At 43.5% G+C, this 18,077-nt stretch carries 16 protein-coding genes; 7 read left to right on the forward strand and 9 right to left on the reverse strand.

Annotation, left to right across the window (positions count from 1 at the left end):
• Window positions 1-86 precede the first annotated feature (86 nt).
• Window positions 87-1,943 (reverse strand): alpha-amylase family glycosyl hydrolase, encoded by a 1,857-nt coding sequence (locus AMBT_RS02655; protein WP_083820126.1) that lies wholly within the window; start codon window positions 1,941-1,943, stop codon window positions 87-89.
• A 423-nt stretch (window positions 1,944-2,366) separates the two neighbouring features.
• Between AMBT_RS02655 and AMBT_RS02665 the strand changes: the two genes are divergently transcribed.
• Window positions 2,367-2,879, forward strand: a complete 513-nt coding sequence (locus AMBT_RS02665; RefSeq protein WP_013783035.1) for a hypothetical protein — start codon at window positions 2,367-2,369, stop codon at window positions 2,877-2,879.
• A gap of 116 nt (window positions 2,880-2,995) precedes the next feature.
• Here AMBT_RS02665 and AMBT_RS02670 read toward each other — a convergent pair whose 3' ends face one another.
• A complete protein-coding gene (locus tag AMBT_RS02670; RefSeq protein ID WP_013783037.1) occupies window positions 2,996-3,325 on the reverse strand; it encodes a four-helix bundle copper-binding protein in 330 nt (109 codons plus the stop codon).
• A 429-nt stretch (window positions 3,326-3,754) separates the two neighbouring features.
• Here AMBT_RS02670 and AMBT_RS02675 point away from each other — a divergent pair, with 429 nt between their 5' ends.
• Window positions 3,755-4,177 carry a CBS domain-containing protein gene (locus AMBT_RS02675; RefSeq protein WP_013783038.1) on the forward strand — a complete coding sequence of 141 codons (423 nt, stop codon included), beginning with the start codon at window positions 3,755-3,757 and terminating at the stop codon, window positions 4,175-4,177.
• Between the two features lie 87 nt (window positions 4,178-4,264).
• Here the strand turns inward: AMBT_RS02675 and AMBT_RS02680 are convergent, their stop codons facing one another.
• Window positions 4,265-5,494, reverse strand: coding sequence for a cation:proton antiporter (locus AMBT_RS02680; RefSeq protein WP_013783039.1), 1,230 nt, complete (start codon window positions 5,492-5,494; stop codon window positions 4,265-4,267).
• A gap of 394 nt (window positions 5,495-5,888) precedes the next feature.
• On the opposite strand from AMBT_RS02680, the gene AMBT_RS02685 reads away from it, so the two are divergent.
• From AMBT_RS02685 to AMBT_RS02700, 4 genes are all read left to right on the forward strand, one after another.
• The gene (locus AMBT_RS02685; protein ID WP_013783040.1) at window positions 5,889-6,716 is read left to right on the forward strand and encodes a glycosyltransferase family 2 protein; all 828 of its coding nucleotides are present in this window, start codon (window positions 5,889-5,891) and stop codon (window positions 6,714-6,716) included.
• Between the two features lie 207 nt (window positions 6,717-6,923).
• A complete protein-coding gene (locus tag AMBT_RS02690; protein ID WP_013783041.1) occupies window positions 6,924-7,421 on the forward strand; it encodes a M48 metallopeptidase family protein in 498 nt (165 codons plus the stop codon).
• Window positions 7,422-7,637: 216 nt separating this feature from the next.
• Entirely contained in the window at window positions 7,638-8,732 is a 1,095-nt protein-coding gene (locus AMBT_RS02695) for a YHYH protein (RefSeq protein WP_013783042.1), read from the forward strand.
• 94 nt (window positions 8,733-8,826) lie between these two features.
• On the forward strand, window positions 8,827-9,378 hold the full coding sequence (locus tag AMBT_RS02700; RefSeq protein ID WP_013783043.1) for a hypothetical protein: 552 nt from the start codon (window positions 8,827-8,829) through the stop codon (window positions 9,376-9,378).
• Between the two features lie 142 nt (window positions 9,379-9,520).
• On the opposite strand, the gene AMBT_RS02705 is transcribed toward AMBT_RS02700, so the two are convergent.
• Window positions 9,521-10,123: a LysE family translocator gene (locus AMBT_RS02705; RefSeq protein WP_041452715.1), complete on the reverse strand. Its 603-nt coding sequence runs from the start codon at window positions 10,121-10,123 to the stop codon at window positions 9,521-9,523.
• Between the two features lie 261 nt (window positions 10,124-10,384).
• On the opposite strand from AMBT_RS02705, the gene AMBT_RS02710 reads away from it, so the two are divergent.
• On the forward strand, window positions 10,385-11,812 hold the full coding sequence (locus tag AMBT_RS02710) for an aminotransferase-like domain-containing protein (protein WP_013783045.1): 1,428 nt from the start codon (window positions 10,385-10,387) through the stop codon (window positions 11,810-11,812).
• A gap of 63 nt (window positions 11,813-11,875) precedes the next feature.
• Here AMBT_RS02710 and AMBT_RS02715 read toward each other — a convergent pair whose 3' ends face one another.
• The 5 genes from AMBT_RS02715 to AMBT_RS02735 form a co-directional block, all read right to left on the reverse strand.
• A complete protein-coding gene (locus AMBT_RS02715) occupies window positions 11,876-12,304 on the reverse strand; it encodes a hypothetical protein (protein ID WP_013783046.1) in 429 nt (142 codons plus the stop codon).
• A gap of 194 nt (window positions 12,305-12,498) precedes the next feature.
• On the reverse strand, window positions 12,499-13,038 hold the full coding sequence (locus AMBT_RS02720; protein WP_013783047.1) for a hypothetical protein: 540 nt from the start codon (window positions 13,036-13,038) through the stop codon (window positions 12,499-12,501).
• Between the two features lie 19 nt (window positions 13,039-13,057).
• Window positions 13,058-16,462: an nSTAND1 domain-containing NTPase gene (locus AMBT_RS02725; RefSeq protein WP_013783048.1), complete on the reverse strand. Its 3,405-nt coding sequence runs from the start codon at window positions 16,460-16,462 to the stop codon at window positions 13,058-13,060.
• A 192-nt stretch (window positions 16,463-16,654) separates the two neighbouring features.
• Window positions 16,655-17,098: a ricin-type beta-trefoil lectin domain protein gene (locus AMBT_RS02730; RefSeq protein WP_013783049.1), complete on the reverse strand. Its 444-nt coding sequence runs from the start codon at window positions 17,096-17,098 to the stop codon at window positions 16,655-16,657.
• Between the two features lie 49 nt (window positions 17,099-17,147).
• Window positions 17,148-17,762 carry a hypothetical protein gene (locus AMBT_RS02735; RefSeq protein ID WP_013783050.1) on the reverse strand — a complete coding sequence of 205 codons (615 nt, stop codon included), beginning with the start codon at window positions 17,760-17,762 and terminating at the stop codon, window positions 17,148-17,150.
• Window positions 17,763-18,077 lie beyond the last annotated feature (315 nt).

Genomic DNA, 18,077 nt, shown 5'->3' on the forward strand with positions numbered 1-18,077 from the left:
AATTAATGGGGACAGAGTACATTATTGCTTTGTCTAAAAAGTACTCTGACCCCATTTTTAATTTTCTTGTAGTGCGTTAGCTATTGTTAATGATTAAGCTGAAAAATTAAGACCTGATAGGCTTCCAGGTAAAGCGTGGCGTTACTATTTCCTTCACGATCACTATTTTCCTCATGATCATCATCTTTTTCATGATCATTATGTTCTTCACCAGCGGTATCATCTAAAAACGAAAAGTCGCTTGGCTCGTGATAACCCCCGTACCAATTAAAAATACAACGCCATTGACCTTTGTTTAGGTTGGGTATTTCGTAACTATCGTGTGCTTGATTCTTAAAGTTTATGACAATCATTACCTTGTCGTTTCCGGCTTGGTTTGTATCATCATCGCCGTTATCGCCTCGGATGTAGGCCAGTACCCCATTGTCTTTATCGAAGTGCGTCACTGTTACTTCATTACTATGTAAGCTTGGGCTACCCTTGCGTAACGCGATTAAGGCTTTGTAAGCTTTGTGTAACTGCGGAAAATTCTGTTCTCTCGACCAATCTAGAGGGTCCATATCATCAAACCAGAGATCTTCTAGCAACTCTTGGCCTTGGAATAACATGGGTATACCGGGCGCTGTGAGGGTAAGTGCTGCAGCTATTACAGAACGTTGACGAGCGAAGTAGTCTTTGTCCACGTTACCAGGTGCTATTTCTTCTGCTAAACGTGCGCTGCCGTTTGCCACTTCATCATGGGATTCCACGTAAATCACGCGGCGAAAAGGGTCTTCGGAGTATTGCTGCGTAAGTGCTTCTTGGACGGTAACAATATCTCTATTCTCGTCGTCTGGCTGGGTTAAAACATCACGTATTGGATGGACAAAGTGTGCATCCCATTGTGCCGTGTAGCCAAGCCCACCGTCTTCTGTGGAATTGGTGACGAAGTCATTTCCGTGAAGGTCTTCGGCAACGACAATTTTTTCTGGGTGACGTTGCTGTATTTCGCTGTTTATCCAGCGAATTAAATCATAAGCCTCTTCAATGGAGTCTTCTGGGGTTTCTGAACCAGATACAGAACGCATATAGGGGATCATGTCCATACGCAAGCCATCTAGTCTGTATTCATCTAGCCACATCATTGCATTATCAAAAATGTATTGGCGCACTTCTGGTCGGCCATAATCTGGTCTTGTATCGCCCCACGGGGTGTCACTACGCCAGTCATTGTAAAAGTAAATACCGCCTTTATTGTTTTCAGACCAGCCATCGAATTGCCAAAGGTGAAGATCACTTGGTCCAAAGTGGTTGTAAACCACATCTAATACTACGGCGATACCTCGTGCATGAGCTTCGCGAACAAAGTCTTTCAAGCCATTTGGTCCACCGTAAGCTTCTTCAACCGCAAACGGGTAGGCAGGGTTGTAACCCCAGCTGAAGTCACCTGCAAATTCATTAACGGGCATCAATTCAATACAGTTAATACCGAGTTCTGCAAGGTAATCTAATTTTTCGATAGCACTATCAAATGTGCCAGGCTTATTCGGCGTTCCATTTTCGTCTCTTTCTTTGCAGTTAAATGTGCCTATGTGCAGTTCATAAATAACCAGCGACTTTTTGTCGGGCATAGAGAAGGGAGCATCAGGCCAATGATAGTCATCATCATAAACAATTGAGGCTCCGACACTGTTGGTAAGCAATCGAGCCCTAGGATCGTTGCGCTTTAATACGTCGCCAGATTCGGTAGTAATAAGAAATTGGTATTGCTGATTGTTTTTTAGCTCTGGTACGTTTGCAGCCCATACCCCACCGTCTTCTTTAGATAGCGCAAGTCCGTCGTCACTCCAGTCGTCAAATTCTCCATGTATGGATACGCTAGCCGCATGCGGCGCCCAAACACAAACTTTGTAGCCTTTATCTAACTTGCTTAAACCCATAGGAGGGGGATTATGCTGTGGCATTTGAGCTCTCAGTAGAGTTGTAATATGAACCCATCATTAAGCGTAAAACGCGCCAACACAGCATCTATAGATAAATAAAAACGAGGGCTTGTCTGAAAGCCACGAACTTTGCCCGCTGTGTTTAAATTTTCTACTTGTTTAAGTGCCATCCACACCATTTTGAATTCGTAAGGTAGGGAGTAGGAAATAAGTAATTTTTGCAATTTCACGGTAAATTTGTCAGCACTATATGTATAACGGTGCCTTTTCGAGTTTACTCAAATTCGCTTAGTTAAGGGGGCGTGGTGAGTATTCCTAACAGCTTCACAGCTGCTTCTATCGATAATTCTTTTTAAGGGAATGAGTTTTGCAATTCTTATTTCTATAACTGAAGTTAGTCCGAGTTCGTTAACCTAATGCTGAGCGTTACAAAAAGGAAACATTATGAGTAATGAGATCAGAGGAAAAGTCTGCGCCATCTATACCGATGAAACTAGCGCCAAAACTGCCGCCGAGTCGGTACGAGAAAAAGCTGCGTTGAAGCCTGATGAGGTCAACATTTTAAATCCTCACGACACTCAGTTTGACCAGAAGATAGAGAATAAGGACAGCCAGGTCGGCTTTTTTATGCTCAAAGCTCATATCGCGATGGGCATAGTCGGCGTTGTTGTCGGTGTTGTCATCGCTGCAATTTTATCTTTTGTTGGGCCAAGCTATACACAAGACAGCCCCATGATGACCACACTAGCGCTTTCAATATTGGGTTTATTTGGTGGGTTAATGATTGCCGGCTTTATATCCCTTAGGCCAGATCAGGATGGGGTGGTGGATCAGGCTAGAAACGCCACCCGAGAAGGTAAGTGGGTAGTAGTAGTCAATAGTCCTTCCCATGAAAAAACTGAACAAGCATATAACCTACTAGGCAAAACAGCCGTTTCAGTAACCAGCAGCTTGTAGAGAAATAGGGGCGGAGTACGCTGTTTCCGTCTACCGAGTTTCCGTCTGCCGAAGAATCTAGATTTCGACGTAGGTGAAGACGTAAGTGAAAAGGTACTCTGCCACCATTTTTGGGTTTAGGCAGCCATTGCACGGCAGCTTTCAGCACATTCGCTACACGCTTTAGCGCAAGCTTGGCAATGTGGTGCTTCATGTTTACCACATTCTTTCGCACACGCATCGCATATTTCTGCGCAGAGCTTACATATTTGTGGGGCGAACTTACTGCCACGCGCCATTGCAGCGGCAGCGAATCGGCATAGGGCAGCACAGTCCATATCTAAACGTATACACTCCGCCATTTCGGCTATATTGTCTTCTTCCAAACAGGCAGTAGAGCAGTGGTCGCAAGCATCTGCACAGCGATTACAAGCATCAACACATTCGCGGTATTCCTCAGGTAACATAATATTCTCCTAATTTTCAAAGTTCATAAATAGAATTTCAGTTCCCTAAACTTATTGTCGCTATATGAAGTGAGACTTCTGCACGCCAATAGCAAGCTTAAGGATACACGGAGAGAATTGCGGGATTCATGCCAGTGCTTACTGTTTTTACGATACGTTATTGGAAAAAGCGATTTTGCAAGTTCATGAACGGGCTATGGCGAGCTGCTTTTATGGGCGCCGGTTTTTGAAGTCAGTAATGGAACCAAATTTTTGAAGCGAGTTGTCGTCCATAACTATAATCTTTACGTAAAAAATGTATTTTCTACATAACTTTGGTTTTTTAAGGCGCCGAACCCCTTATCAAACTGGCTTTGATACTGGTAGAACACTTGCATAGTAAAAGAGAGCTTGGCGTTCGCCAAGCTTCAACCAAAAGGAGCAAGATGAATGTATATACATGAAGTTATGACTAACAATACCGAAATACTACCTTCTAATACCACAGTGATGGAAACAGCAAAAAAAATGGCCGAAATGAAGGCTGGCCTTATGCCTGTCTACAACAACGATAAACTGGTTGGTATCGTGACTGACAGAGATTTAGTTGTAAATGCAGTGGCAAAGGGAGTCAGCTTAGATGACAGCATTTCCTCTATTTTAAGTGAGCCTGTCCTCTATTGTTTCAAAGACGACGACACCGATACTGTATTAGGGAATATGAGCAAAAATGAGGTTCAACGTCTTGTAGTATTAGATAGTGAAGAAAATAAGCAATTAGTTGGGGTAGTATCGGTAGGTGATATCGCCAGTAAGTGTGAGAGTAGCGATACGGCGAAATCTATAGTGGATTGCTGTAAACATTATCATTAGTCGATCCGGTGTAATCTAGCAAAAAAGATATACTTCAAGGAGAGCTTACTCAAGGAGAACTGAGTAGTACTCTCCTTTTTATAGCCATTATTCCTTATCTTCTTTCTTAACTGCCCAGAGTTTAGCCAAAGGTGCCGCTGTTACTCCGTGAACAATTAGTGAAGCGGTAATAACCAAACTACCCGCCGTCCACGCGATATCATGTCCACTCTTATCTAAGATTACCATACCGTAGAATAGCGCAGAGATCCCTATAGGGCCGAAATGCCCAGCTAATAGGGCTAACTTCCAATTGTTCCATATAGGAAGAAAAGTAGAGAGCGCAATAATAACCGGTATGCGCCTAACAAGTAGAATGGCCAGCGCAAACCACACGCCGTCCCACCCAAGCTCAAACCAACTATCTATAGGTAACATTAAGCCTAAAAATATGAAAATAGGAAGGGTGAAAAAAAGATTAACGGTTTCTTGTACTTTGTCTTCTTTCGCTCTATCTGAACCGCCTACCAGCTGACTGAAAACCATACCTGCAACGAATACCGCTAAGACACTATCGGTGGATAGGAATTTAGCGACGCCTAATGTCAGCAGCGTCAATGCCAAGGTGGTAGCCAAAAAAGCTGAATGGTCGAGGGTTTTTTTGTGTTCAGCTAATAACAGCGACTTGCCGACAATCCAGCCTAATAACGCCCCTAGTACAATAGCGCCACCAATCTCCCACAACACTACTCGCAGCCCCCAAGTTAGCCAAGGGCTATGTTCTGCTGGCGTCAACAACAGAATTGGTAATAGCACTAGGGGGTAAGCCAAACCGTCATTTATGGCTGATTCAGTAGACAGGCCATAGCGGAATCGATCTGGCAGGTGTTTTCGCGCTAATCCGCCGGTAACGATTGAACTTGCGACCACGGGATCGGTAGGGCAGATAGCCGCGCCAATTAGAAGCGCAATAAGTAGAGGTACCCCTAATATCCAGTGTGCCATTAAGCTGCTGAGAAAAAACATTGCAGGCATTCCTGCACCTAGCAACAGAAAGAACGATTTTTTATGGTCGAATAAGTAGTTTCTAGGAATCCGCAGCGCTATTGCCATTAGACTGATGCCGATTGTAACGCGAGCGCATTCTTCAAGGAGTTTATTACTATCGCCCCATAAATCAGGGGTTAGTATGCTAGTGCCTATTGGGCCGAGGACAACACCTACAATAAACGCGAGAAGTGGCATGGAAAGGTAAGAACGATTTATCACTCGCGTAAGCATGCCTAACGTTAAGACAACCGCGCCAATAGTTATTAAGGCAAGATTTAACTGGTTCAAGTGTTACCCCTCCTTGTCATTTTTCCTTTCTATTTAAAGCCCCGTATTGCGTAGAGTATCAGTGTACTAATTCAGAGAAAGGCGAATCATGTAGACCGATGCAGAGCTATGAGCCTGCTCTAGAAACCGAGTTATGATTATATAGTGGTAGAACGCAAATATTGTTCAATTTACCAACCGCTCAAATTATCTTAATGACGCCAAAATATCATATGTGGAAAATAGGAAGCGAAAACGTCGCTAGTAAGAGTGAGTACGTAAAACTTTCCCCTAACATTACAAAAATTTCATATGCTATCGCTGTCTTTTTTGCAACACCTTGATTAGTAGTGAATTAATATGGGTATGCCCTTTGCTCGTTTATATATTTGTTCTGGCCTATCAGAGACTTCTCATGAATCAACATTCTTCAATTAGTGTCATCATCACAGTGAAATCCCGCATAGAGGCATTTACCGCATTCGTAAATCGACTTGAAAAGGCGGAGCTACCACCCCGCGAATTAATCGTGGTCTGGATGGGAAGGCCTTCAGAACACTCGCTTTACAAAAGTGAGGTATTTAACATTGTTCATCGGTTTGATAACTGTGAAGAATTAGATATTGCGGGGGCGCGAAATAGAGGGTTAGCAGCAGCTACATCTTCTCTGTGTTTGTTTATGAACGTTGAGAGCATATTTTCACCTCAGCTATTTAAGTGCTTGCAAAACTCATGGTCTCAATCTCGTGTTATAACCAGCAAAATATCATGTGTTTCAGAAGATATAAGCCTTACCGATTATTCCGATTTAATTGAGCACACTAACAATAATCCCGAAACAAAGGAGAATGGCTCTGACTGCGCTTTTAGTATTCGACAAAATAGTACACTTTTTTGCATTGGAACCGACGATTTAAAGCGTATTGGCGGTTTCGATGAGGGATATCGAGGATATGGCCTGAATGATGAAGACTTCTTTCAAACATGTATAAATGCGAATCTTGATATTGAACGTATAGATCTGATCACCTTTATTAAAGAGCGCGAAAATTATCGATGCCCCGTAAATCATCTAATCGACTTTGTTTCTAATGCAGGGCGCTATAAACAAAAGTGGGGTGAATACCCATGCCCAGAAATATTGCAGGACTTTGCGGATAAGGGCTACATCAACCAGAGCTTCCAGAAAGAAGAACTTCATATTCTTCGTTTACCGACCCAAGAGGAGCAGTACTTTAAATAGCGGGACATAAAGGGGGCAGAGTACATTATCACCTAAGAGTCAACGTACCTGACTCCGGCGTGTAAACCTTTGCGTTATAGTCTCCAGATTTACATACGGTTAGCAGAATTAAAGTACTCTGACCCTCATTCCGACCCTAATTCCAAAAAAGGCTTAAACCCTACTTTTGAATTCCTTTATAATTGTGCGTACTAAGGAGAAAGTAAAGTGAGTGAATACGCACGATATTTTAATGGCTACCCACAGACCGTTGTTGAGCAAGCACTGCAACTAATAGCCGAAAATAAGTTAAGCCATTACCTCGTTAAAAAGTACCCCAATGTGCATACTATAACGACCGACAAGTTACTTTATAATTATGCAACCGACCTAAAAAACCGTTACATAAAAAACGCGCCACCTTTTGGGCGGGCGGCGTTTAAAAAGCAAGGTGATATGGTCACGAATGCGTTGGGTACACATACCTATCGAATGCAGGGCAAAACACGTAAGCATGACTTAGCCATTAACAGCGACTTATTGCACGCCCCCGAGCCTTTATTAAAAGCGCTAGTGGTACATGAACTCGCTCACTTTAAAGAAAAAGACCATAACAAAAGTTTCTATCAACTTTGCTGTTATATGGAGCCGCAATACCATCAGTTAGAATTAGATTTGCGATTGTTTTGCGTTGCCGTTGCTATGGGCGAAAACCCTTACCTATAAGTGCTCTCGCTACCGATAAGTGCTCACGCCAGAATGTCGCTATGGTGGAGGTATTTATCCGACGTTGCAGTCATCATATCTTACTAAGGCACCACTCATTTATGTGCATTACAGCACTGACGAAATGTGCAATTACTGTGAAGTTTTCCTTTCATACTCCCAAAACAAAAAAATTAGGCATAACATCTCATTTTGGGAGTAAAAAGGTTTGCCAATATGCATAGTATTAAATGGTTTCTAATGGCGTTCATATTCTCTGTAACCTTAGTGGGTTGTGGTGGGTCAAGTGATGATACAAGTGTTGTGGATGAGGTCAGTGCTGACGATGATACTCAAGATGATTCTGCAGACGACCCAGTGGATGACGCGGTCACTACGTACTACAACGTTGATTTATTTACCGTATTACCACTTACCGAGAACGAAGTGAGCTGTACTCTTGAAAACGGCAGCGAAACCACCTGTTATGAACTAACCTTTGCAGCCAATACCGTGGGTGATACCGAAGGCGAGGGGACCGTTGGGCCTTATTGCCCCGATTCCATTTCTACCCCTAGAATTGAAGCCGGTTTAGGAGTTTACGACGGTGAAACCAATCCTGGCTTTCAGTCGCTCGTTGATGCGGCGCAAGGAATGGACGCAGACGGCTACGATATTGTTGATGAAGATGGGAATATTCGCTCCGGTGGCGGTGGCGACTTCAGTTACTGTTTGTCTATGGCTTTCGATTCAAGTTTAACAGTAACCTATTTAATACCCGTCACCCCAGAATTTCGCTCTGAAGCGTATTATATTCCCACCGTTGGCAGTATCGGTTTAGGTATTAATGGTATTCCAATTAAAGGCGATCCGCCTAGTGTTACGACTGCTGAAGCCGGTATTGGTGGCACGGGTAGCGGAAATATCCCCGCGTTAGATCATTGCGGTGGCCATGCCGATCCTGCCGGATATTATCACTGGCACTTTATTCCTCAATCTATCAATACCGTGTCCGATGCACCAGAATACAACTTCACAAATCGGTACGGTATTAGTTGTACCAATACTTATATTGAGTATGAAGATCACGCGGCGTTTGCTGGCTTAGCGAAAGACGGTTTTCCTATTTACGCCGCTTACGATTTGATTGACGGCGCCAATACCCTTCCTGCTGATGTAGCCACTACTGATGAGTGTAATGGTCATACTCATGCCACGGAAGAGTTCCCAGATGGCGCATACCACTACCACGCCTTAGAAACGGGGGCGCCAACGGTACCGGTCTGTTTGATGGGAAGTTACGTCGATAGAAACGATTTTACAGTTCAATGACCATGACTGTTCAATCGCCATCACTGTTTAAAACGTAAAGGGTTGATGCCTTATGCCTTTAAATATATCGGCATAAGGCTTATGGGTACTGCATATGCGTAAAAAAGTTAAATTTATCTTATTGGTTGGTGTATTGATGTTTTCAGGCGTAAGTAATGCGCACGATAGCAATATTGCCACTTTTCAAATTCGCCATTTAGATGATGGTCGCTGGATATATGAAGTGATGACGCCATTGTACGGTATAGATCAATCGCTTATTGCCAGCAGTAGCAATAAAGCTAAGCTCAAGGCAATACCAAAAGGCAGCACCGCTTATAAGCAACGTTTAGTGGCCCACATTAAACAAGCCTTTGATGTGAAGGCTTTTAGCCGAGGTGAAAAAACGCAAGAAGTGACCACAAGCCAATTGCGTTTGGGCGAGGGCAAAATAAAACTCGATGATCATTTGTCGGTGTTTATCTTTGAAATTCTGGGCATGCCAGAAAATGTAACGCAGTTGAAGTTTCGTATTAGCAACATGGCTAACAAGGACTCGCAGAACAATATCTTACGATTGATAGATGGCGCGAAGAACAAAAAGTACTTGTTGAACCATAAAAACAATTTTAGTGGGGTAGATAAAGGCTTCTTTTTCGCGCCTTAGTGCTTGTTAAAACGGGTTTAGCCGTAGCAAGTTATCCTTAGCTTACTTGCAACCCAAAGCGGCTAAACCATTTTAAGCAGAGCGTTAGCGTGGGGGAGTACATCGTCTAGTCAATAACATACTCACACGTCACTTCCCTATTTTAAATAATCAAAAACAATGTAGCAGCCGTGGCGGCTGCCATGGTGAAGTTGAAGCGCTTTCTGCGCATGGGCGAGCTAAGCCAAATTTTTATTTTTGCACCAACTGCGACCCAAATAGAAATACACGGAAATCCAATAAGCGCAAAAGCCATAACAATAGCAAGCCCCGATTCTGCGTAGTGTTCACCGGGAACCGAAAATGTGCCTACGCTAGCCAATGCCATCATCCACGCTTTAGGATTAATTAATTGAAACAGTGCGCCCTCCCACCATTTTAGTGGTCCTTGGCGGGTGGTTTTCTTGATTTCAATTTCATCAGTTGGGGCAGTGGCAATTTTAACGGCCAGCCACAACAAATACGCTATGCCTAGTACTTTTAGTACGGTATACAAGGCGGGAAATAATGTGAAAAGTGCGCCCACGCCCATCAGCGTACTTATCATTAAGCCTGCAACGCCCACAACAATACCAAACATATGTGGAAGCGATTTTTTATAACCATACTGCGCCCCAGATGCCAATAGCATTAAGTTATTAGGCCCGGGCGTTACTGTACTAACAAAAGCAAAGGTAGCGAGTGCAAAAAGTAACGAAGTTTCCATGGTGGTCCTTTTCTCTAATCTTCTATTTAAGCCAATAAGCGACGGTTGAGTTGCAAATTTATAGGCGTTACTAAACAACGCTACAGAATGGTACATTTAAAAGTTTGTATGTATTAGGGCCAAAAGCCCTAAAAATATGCCATACAGATGAGAGGAAACAATGACTGTATGCTCATTTATTATTGCAACTGTATGGTAAGTTATAGCGATAGGTTAGGGTATAGTTATCTGTATGGTTTTTGTCTGTATCGAGTAGAATGAATGACACTGTATGAGTCGCTTGCTTGTGAACTAAAAGCGCAAATAGATCGTGGGCTATTTGAACAAGGAGATAAACTTCCCTCGGTAAGGCAATTGTCTAAAGAGCACCACGTTAGTATCGCTACAGTACAAGAAGCCTATCGGGTTCTAGAGTCTCAAATGTACGTTGAAGCGAAGCCTAAATCAGGCTATTTCGTATCGTCAAATACCACATTGAATAACACGCCCAAAATGACTAAGCCGCCGCAACGGCCGATGGATGTGTCTCAGTGGGAAGATGTACTCAACATGCTGTTGAATACGTTTAACAAAGACAGTGGTATTGAAACGCGATGTCAGTTCCAGCACGCCATGCCTAACATGACCGCAAAAACCCTAAAGCCACTAACAAAACGCCTGCATGAGTTAACAAAGAACAGGCCGCTTGATGGCATGGTGTACGGTGATGTGAAAGGTGATCAGAGCCTTAGAAAACAGCTTAGCAGGCTTACTGCTGCCTCGGGCTGTAGACTGCAGTCGGATGAGTTTATCGTTACATCAGGTTGCCAAGAAGCATTATCGGTATGCCTTCGTGCGGTGGCCAATGCAGGGGATGTAATAGTGGTTGAGTCACCGGGCTTTTACGGTGCCATGCAAGCCATAAAAGGTGCGAATTTAAAAGCACTAGAAATACCTACAGACTCTGAAACTGGCCTGAGTTTAGATGCATTGAAACTGGCGCTAGATCAATGGCCGGTAAAAGCCATATTGGTAGCACCAACGGTCAATAATCCTCAGGGCTTTGTTATGCCCGATGATAAGAAAAAAGCACTTTACGATATGGCAAGAGAATACGATGTCGCCATTATTGAAGATGATATTTACGGAGACATCGCGTATTCCTACCCGCGCCCCAAAACGGTTAAATCGTTTGATGAGGATGGTCGGGTTTTATTGTGTTCGTCATTTTCCAAAACCTTAGCACCAGGGTTTAGGGTGGGGTGGATAGCGCCTGGAAGTTTCAGGAACAAAGTACTTCATGCGAAGTATGTTAGCAGCTCCATGTGCCCCACATTGCCTCAGCTCGCCATAGCAAGTTATATCGAACAAGGCGGTTACGATAAGCACATACGGGCAATGCGCCATTATTATTTGAGTGCACGAGACGCACTTCGCGCTGATATTAAACGCTATTTTCCACAAGATACGTGCGTAAGTTATCCGCAAGGCGGATACGTACTGTGGGTTGAATTAAATGCGAAATACGACGCGGTTAAACTGGCTGATAAAGCCAAAGAGCATGGTATTTATGTTGCCCCTGGGCAAATGTTTTCAGCGACTGGAAAATATCGAAATTGTTTGCGGTTCAATTTTATTGATGGCTCGCAGGAAGTTCGTACACAAAGTATAAAGTTGCTTGGCGAATTGATTGAGTCATTAGCTGAATAAGGGGAAAAGCATTGTGCGTTTGGTAAAAAAGTGTAGCAAACACACAATGCTGGGGGCGGTAAGTTAGTCTTTACTATCACACTCGCTTACGTCACCACCCATTTTTTCCTTCATCGCGATACATGCTTCACGCACTTTTTCAGCACCAGCATCCATCATGTCAGCACTTTTTTCTTTACCATCTTCGTACGCGTCAGAGGCCATATCTTTGCCGTCTTCATATGCATCGGAAGCCATGTCTTTGCCGTCTTCATAAGCATCAGAAGCCATGTCTTTACCATCTTCATAGGTACTTGATGCAGAGTCTTTAGTTTCATCCCAAGCATCAGCTGCTTTTTCTTTTCCTTCTTCGTAGCCGTCAGCTGCCTCGTCGCCAGCCTTCTCCATTTCCATCATGGCTTCTTTTTTGGCTTCTTCCGTTGCCTCTTTATTAGACTCAGAACAACCTACTACAGACAGTAATAATGCTAACGCAATTGCTTTGTTTTTCATGGTAAAACTCCTTTTGCCGAATTTAGTGCAAATGTTAAGGTTAGTGAAAATGTTACATTCATCTATTAGCGCTAAACTAGATTATGCTGCTAGCCTATTTATAACTAATATTTGATGGTTCCAGTCTAGCCTAAATATTCGTCAAAGTGTAAAGAGTATTTATGACCCCACTTACTTTTGAACTCACTGATTCATTAAGAGGGTTGAATTTCAATTTGTGGGTCGCAGTTAATTTTATCTACAGTAAATTCCTTGGTTAATTGCGAGCGGTAGGTGTGGTGTACCCAAACATCTAGCGCCAACTCACAGGTGTTTACGTTTACCCAGCCCTTAGTCGTTTTGTATTGCATTTTACCGGTTAACAGAAATGAAACTTTGTCATTTTGCCAGCTTTCCATTTCGAATCTCTGCCCCCGTCCTACATATTCTTCTTTATCACCCGCTCGGCGTGCATGGATCCAGGCAAATTTATAGCCCGCCGGTCCGTGCTTGTGAGCTGATGCAGTTTGATTCAGTAAGATAGTGATCCTCACGTCCCCATCGGCAAAATAACTTTGGGGTATTGATAATATTCCGTTTGAAAAGCCTTTCCCCTCATACTTAAAAAAGTAGGTTTCGCCTTCTGCAGTACCTTCGCCTTCTTTCAGCGTTTGCTCCAATAAATTGTCAGTAAATACTGATAAATTTAAGGTGTAGCTATAAGCTATTTTACGACATTGATCATCATGTTCCATCTGAAGCTCCTTTCAGGGTTTAAGTGTCGTCTTTAGCGCGATTAATTGCGTCTGTTAATTGGGGATGTAAGTACCCTTGCTTTTCCAGACTCAATAGCACATCTCTAGCCGCACTTCGCTTAGATGACACAAGTAAAAAATAGAATTCAGTTAGTGAAGCATTCATATCGTTCGACGGTTTCTCGGTGTTCGCTAACGTAAAATGCGTGAGGGCTAAGCTTTTACGTTCACCTTTCCCAACCTCTTTTCGTATATCCTCACCAATGGTGCAGGGGTGGTTGCGGCATTTTAAATGTAACTCCCACAGTAGACGCGGGGTGGATTCACTATTGAACTCAAGGGATGGTTGGGCAATATCTGTCATCACCTCTGAATTTTCGCGGTTTTCGAAACCCAATTTCACACTGTAAATTTTCTGTTTTATAGGCAGGTTTTTGGTTTTGTTAAAAGCAGCGCGAGTAAGGTTAAGTAGTGCTGGATTAGGGGGGCTGTCTTTTGTGTCGAAGAGCAAATAATAATCCCAATAGAAGAACATTAATGTCGCAACTTTGGTCATCCAGGCTTCATTTTCGGGTTCTTGTTTAGCCAGTTTCTGCGCCAGCATGACACCGTCGGTTATTGTTTTATCAGCACCTGATTTGTTGCCAACGGACATTTGCGCTTGTATTAGCAAATTAGCGGATGACAAAGTTTGATAGACAATGTTGTAGTCGTCAGGATTTTCGAGCAGTAATTTAACCGCAAGGGTATAGGCTTCTTCTGCCAATTTTTCTGCTTCATTGAATTCAAAAGTTTGAAAGGCCACTGCTACTAGTCCTAACAAAGAACCCCGCAGCGAGGCTTGTACTTCACTATGGTTAGGTTGCGAGATTAACATTTTGCGTTTTAAAGCGATGGAGTCACGAAAATTTTGGCTGGCGCTTTCGTACTGGGAAATACGAAGCGCTAAACTACCAATATTGTGTTGAGCCGAACTTACTTCCAACATCCATTTGGGGTTTAGCTCATCAAGCACTAACAGTTGTTGTGAATAGTTAAGGTACTTTGTCCATTCTTCGATGGTAGTGGTATAGTCTTGTTTGAAGTAGGCGATGACGCCAATCCAATAGTGAATGTTCCCTTTTAAGAACAACACTTGCTCGCTAGTTTGCGTTGTACTTTGTGAATACGCGTTTGCTGATGCAATGCCATTCGGTGCTGTTTCTTGTATTTTTAGCTGCTCTGCGTCCTGTTTATTTAAAATATTTAACGCTTGAGATAACTGTTCACCGGCATGTTCAAACTCTCCTCGGTTAATGTTTATCTCGGCTAAAAGCTTCAACGAGTTTGCTTGCCTTAGCCCATCACCGGTTTCAATACCTGCATAATAATCTAATGTTTTCTGCCCAACACCTTCGAGCACGTCCAGTTTCCCTATGGGCTCTAGCTGGCTGCGTAAGTCGCCCAACATGTAATCTACTAAGCTTTCAGCTTTGTTTCGAAGTACCTGTGCTTGGTGGGTTTGTTCAACAGCGAGTTGAGTTTGATTATTGCTATAAATGGCCAACCCCGTTGTGGACACAGCCAATATCGCCAGGGCGGCAATGGCCGACGTTTTATAGCGCTGCGTTTTTTTATGCTGGCCTTCAGAAAGGTGAATGAATAATGTTTCCTGCGGTGTTAAGTGCAAGTGGGGTTGCTTTGCCATCCAGCGAGCGTCGTCTAACTTTCTACCAGAGGGCAGTAACATGTCTTGAGGTTTACCCGCATTTAACCAGCGGCTGCAATCGGTATTGAGCTCCGTTCTTTTTAGTAAAGCCGCACGATTTTTTTGTGCCCAGTCGGTAATGCGATCCCAGTGTTTTAATAAGGCTTCATGGGCAACGCAAACACGCTTATTCCTCTTCGCATCAGGGGCTGATGTATTATAAGTAAGTTCATTTGCACCAAGGTCTGATTCGGTAACGAATAATCGTGCATCAACAAACTGCTGAATAAAGGCTAAATCGTTCTCGTCACTAAACTGCTCAATGGGTACTTTTCTAGCAATTAAGCCGGTTTGATTCACATCGTTAATGGTCACCAATTCGTGCATCACGCTTTTCCAACTTGCTTTAGCCGTTTCGCTCATACCTTGATAAGTGGTTTCGGCCTGTTGTGCTATTGCACCTTCTAAACCGCCAATGTTGGCAAAGGCAGAAAACAGCAACGTGTTCTCTTTGTCGCGGCGCTGGTAGAGCAAGTCTAGAGTGAACTCCATTAAGGGCAGCGCATCGGGGTGACCAATCGCTGCTTCTAGCAAAACCTCATCGAGTTTTTCTCCAGTTTGTACGTTTTCTTCGAAGCTTAGGCCTGCAGAAAGCGCTGGCAGGCGTATCATACGGGCTATATCGGTGGCGTTAGGAGGTTGAAGGTCGTATTGCTGGCCTTCGTCTTTGAGCCGTGCGAATCCTTCTAATTCCATACTGTTGGCATAAAAGTCGTTTCGTAACGACACAATTAGAATAAGGCGTTGAGTTTTTACAAGCACGGTTAAAAAGCTCATTAAGCTAGCCGCGTCTTCTTTCGACAAGCTTGCGTCTTGCAACACTTGCTCAAACTGATCGATAACAATGAGGTTGTGGGGGCGCGCTACTGAGTGAGTTGAGGTCGCGCCATCATTCAATTCAGTTATGCTCTCACTTTCTTTAAGCAGGGCTTTTAGATGGGAAGGGTGCTGGCTTAGGTCACAGGCATGCGCGTCTAAATTCCAAGTATCAACCAGCATGCTCATATCATTAAGGGCACCTAATAGCTGCCTGAATATACTGCTAGCTTTGCCGCGGGTGGGGGTGATAACTGTGTAGTGCTGCACTTTTATACCCGCTAAACCTTCACTTCGGGTAATAAACGGAATAACCCCCGCACGTAACAGTGATGATTTTCCGCTGCCACTTTTTCCCATTAATAGTAAAAAGCTGAAGTTATCATCCATTGCCTGATTAAGATGGTGAACCACTTCTGCGATTGCTTTATTGCGTCCAAAGAATATCGCCGCGTGTTCGGGCTGAAAGGTTTGTAGCCCCCGATAGGGTGAGCCTTGGGTCCATTGGCTGAGTTTTTGAAGATTGCCCCACCGCTGACGCTCGTCTAATAGCACCACATTCGCAATAATGCGATAACCTCGGCGCTGAACGGTTTCTATGTATGAAGGTTGCCTTGAATTATCGCCAAGCTTCTTGCGCAACATGGCGATACATTTCTGGACTGGGGCATCGCCATAAAAAGTGCCCTGCCAAAATTCGATAAGCAATTGTTCGGTACTAATCACCTCGCCTGCATGGGCTGACAGATAGGCAAGCACGTCCATCATCTTAGGTTCAAGGTGAACAGATGTGTTATCACGAGACAGGGAATTTAACGAAGTATTGACTTCCCAGTCACCAAGTTGAAAGGTTTCGCTCATGTCTACAGATATCCCATATCCAAGACAGACTGAACTCCAACCCCTTGATGTTTCATTTTTTCGGGTCTTCAATTTGCCATGTATAAGTCTAAACCGAGCGAGTGAGTTTGCAAGACTATTCATCGATTCTAAGGTTTTAAGTAGGTGGAGCCCTGCCGCAACAGCATTGCGGCAGGGGATAAGACGCCACAGTTAATCTAATTGGGCTACTTCGATACCGCTATTTGTGGGAACGTCTAGGTGATTCAGAATAACGAAGTCGTAGGCGGTGTAACCGCGTTTAATAGACGTATTACATCGAGCAAGCGTTAAGGTGCTTCTGCCTTGAGGCGAAGTAAGGCATTTTCCGCTACGTTGATTTTTAATCTTGCCTGAGCTTGTTATTGTCCAGGTATCGTAACCATCTACACGGCAGGTTTCATAAGTTAATACATTAGTACTCTTACGGTTATGGCCGTATGTCGACAAGCACTTAGTTTGGTCGCTGTTATAAATGACCATCTGGCGGGGCGTATCTAGGTTGTTATTCACAACACCTACTTTGTTCAATTCGTTAAAATTTGCCGCTTGCACAGTAGCGAATAAGAGCACTGCAGGTACTAGGCTAAAGGCAGCTTTTCTAATGACGTTTTTCATTATCGTTTCCTTTTCTATCAATTTTTCGATATTAGATTTAGGGCCTAGGTTAATTTTTTAAGGCCATTAAACTGCGAGCATCAGTGGCGGTCAGGGTGATGCCAAATAACTTAAATGAGGCAAGGCGTTCACGCTTCCCAACGAAATCCAATAAGGTTATTTCGTTACTGTGATTGGCCCACGCAATATGACTGAAATCATCGGCTGACATGGGCAAGGCATAGCTGTGCTTACGTAATGGGGAGTAAACGCGAGGGCGAGCTTCCGTTTGGTTGTGCGAAATAAATAGCAACCAATTTCCTGCGTTTGACCATTGGGGTGAGTATTTGCTTTCAGGTGCTGTGCTTGGCATCGACTCAATAAGCCGAAGCGTGGCAAGGTGTAAATCATATAGCCACAGGTGCTGCTTATGGGTAGTAAAGGTTAGGTAGCGATTGTCATTCGACCAACTAAACTCAGCGGCTTGATGAACTCGGGGCAGGTGAACTTCACGTTTCAAAGTGCTGTTTCCCTGCTCGATAACCAGGGTTTCTGGTTCACTCATGTAGGCAATATAGCCATTGCTTTTATTGGCAGCATAGTGATTGTCTGTTTGTGTAACTGCGCTTACCCAAGCAGGAAACACCAAGATCATTGCACAACAACCTAGCATTAACTGTTTCATGTTCATTCCTTAAAGTAGGGGGGAAATTACCAATCCATCGTGAAGCGACAGCAATCTGCATCTATAGAGCGATTGGTGTTGGAGTGAGTATTGCCGGATCCTACGAAAAAGAACTTACGGAAACTTAACGGTTTAAAAATACGTCATGAAGTGAGACTTACGGGATGGGTAAGTGTATTTAATTCAGTTGGTTAGGTTGTTTCGGTGAGTTTGTAAGATATTGGGTTTAGCTATTGTTTGCGCAACTAAAAGGCGTGTTAAAACTATTCTATAGTGAACTTTTTGCTTTAAGTTTTTTGTTGATTAGCTCTGCTT

It is taken from the genome of Alteromonas naphthalenivorans (assembly GCF_000213655.1).
Lineage (GTDB): Bacteria > Pseudomonadota > Gammaproteobacteria > Enterobacterales > Alteromonadaceae > Alteromonas > Alteromonas naphthalenivorans.

Bases quoted from the DNA above. Each gene is read 5' to 3' on its own strand.
- AMBT_RS02715 (WP_013783046.1), bottom strand. From the start codon at position 12,304: ATGAAAAACAAAGCAATTGCGTTAGCATTATTACTGTCTGTAGTAGGT.
- AMBT_RS02720 (WP_013783047.1), bottom strand. From the start codon at position 13,038: ATGGAACATGATGATCAATGTCGTAAAATAGCTTATAGCTACACCTTA.
- AMBT_RS02665 (WP_013783035.1), top strand. From the start codon at position 2,367: ATGAGTAATGAGATCAGAGGAAAAGTCTGCGCCATCTATACCGATGAA.
- AMBT_RS02670 (WP_013783037.1), bottom strand. From the start codon at position 3,325: ATGTTACCTGAGGAATACCGCGAATGTGTTGATGCTTGTAATCGCTGT.
- AMBT_RS02675 (WP_013783038.1), top strand. From the start codon at position 3,755: ATGTATATACATGAAGTTATGACTAACAATACCGAAATACTACCTTCT.
- AMBT_RS02710 (WP_013783045.1), top strand. From the start codon at position 10,385: ATGACACTGTATGAGTCGCTTGCTTGTGAACTAAAAGCGCAAATAGAT.
- AMBT_RS02655 (WP_083820126.1), bottom strand. From the start codon at position 1,943: ATGCCACAGCATAATCCCCCTCCTATGGGTTTAAGCAAGTTAGATAAA.
- AMBT_RS02695 (WP_013783042.1), top strand. From the start codon at position 7,638: ATGCATAGTATTAAATGGTTTCTAATGGCGTTCATATTCTCTGTAACC.
- AMBT_RS02685 (WP_013783040.1), top strand. From the start codon at position 5,889: ATGAATCAACATTCTTCAATTAGTGTCATCATCACAGTGAAATCCCGC.
- AMBT_RS02725 (WP_013783048.1), bottom strand. From the start codon at position 16,462: ATGAGCGAAACCTTTCAACTTGGTGACTGGGAAGTCAATACTTCGTTA.
- AMBT_RS02705 (WP_041452715.1), bottom strand. From the start codon at position 10,123: ATGGAAACTTCGTTACTTTTTGCACTCGCTACCTTTGCTTTTGTTAGT.
- AMBT_RS02730 (WP_013783049.1), bottom strand. From the start codon at position 17,098: ATGAAAAACGTCATTAGAAAAGCTGCCTTTAGCCTAGTACCTGCAGTG.
- AMBT_RS02735 (WP_013783050.1), bottom strand. From the start codon at position 17,762: ATGAAACAGTTAATGCTAGGTTGTTGTGCAATGATCTTGGTGTTTCCT.
- AMBT_RS02700 (WP_013783043.1), top strand. From the start codon at position 8,827: ATGCGTAAAAAAGTTAAATTTATCTTATTGGTTGGTGTATTGATGTTT.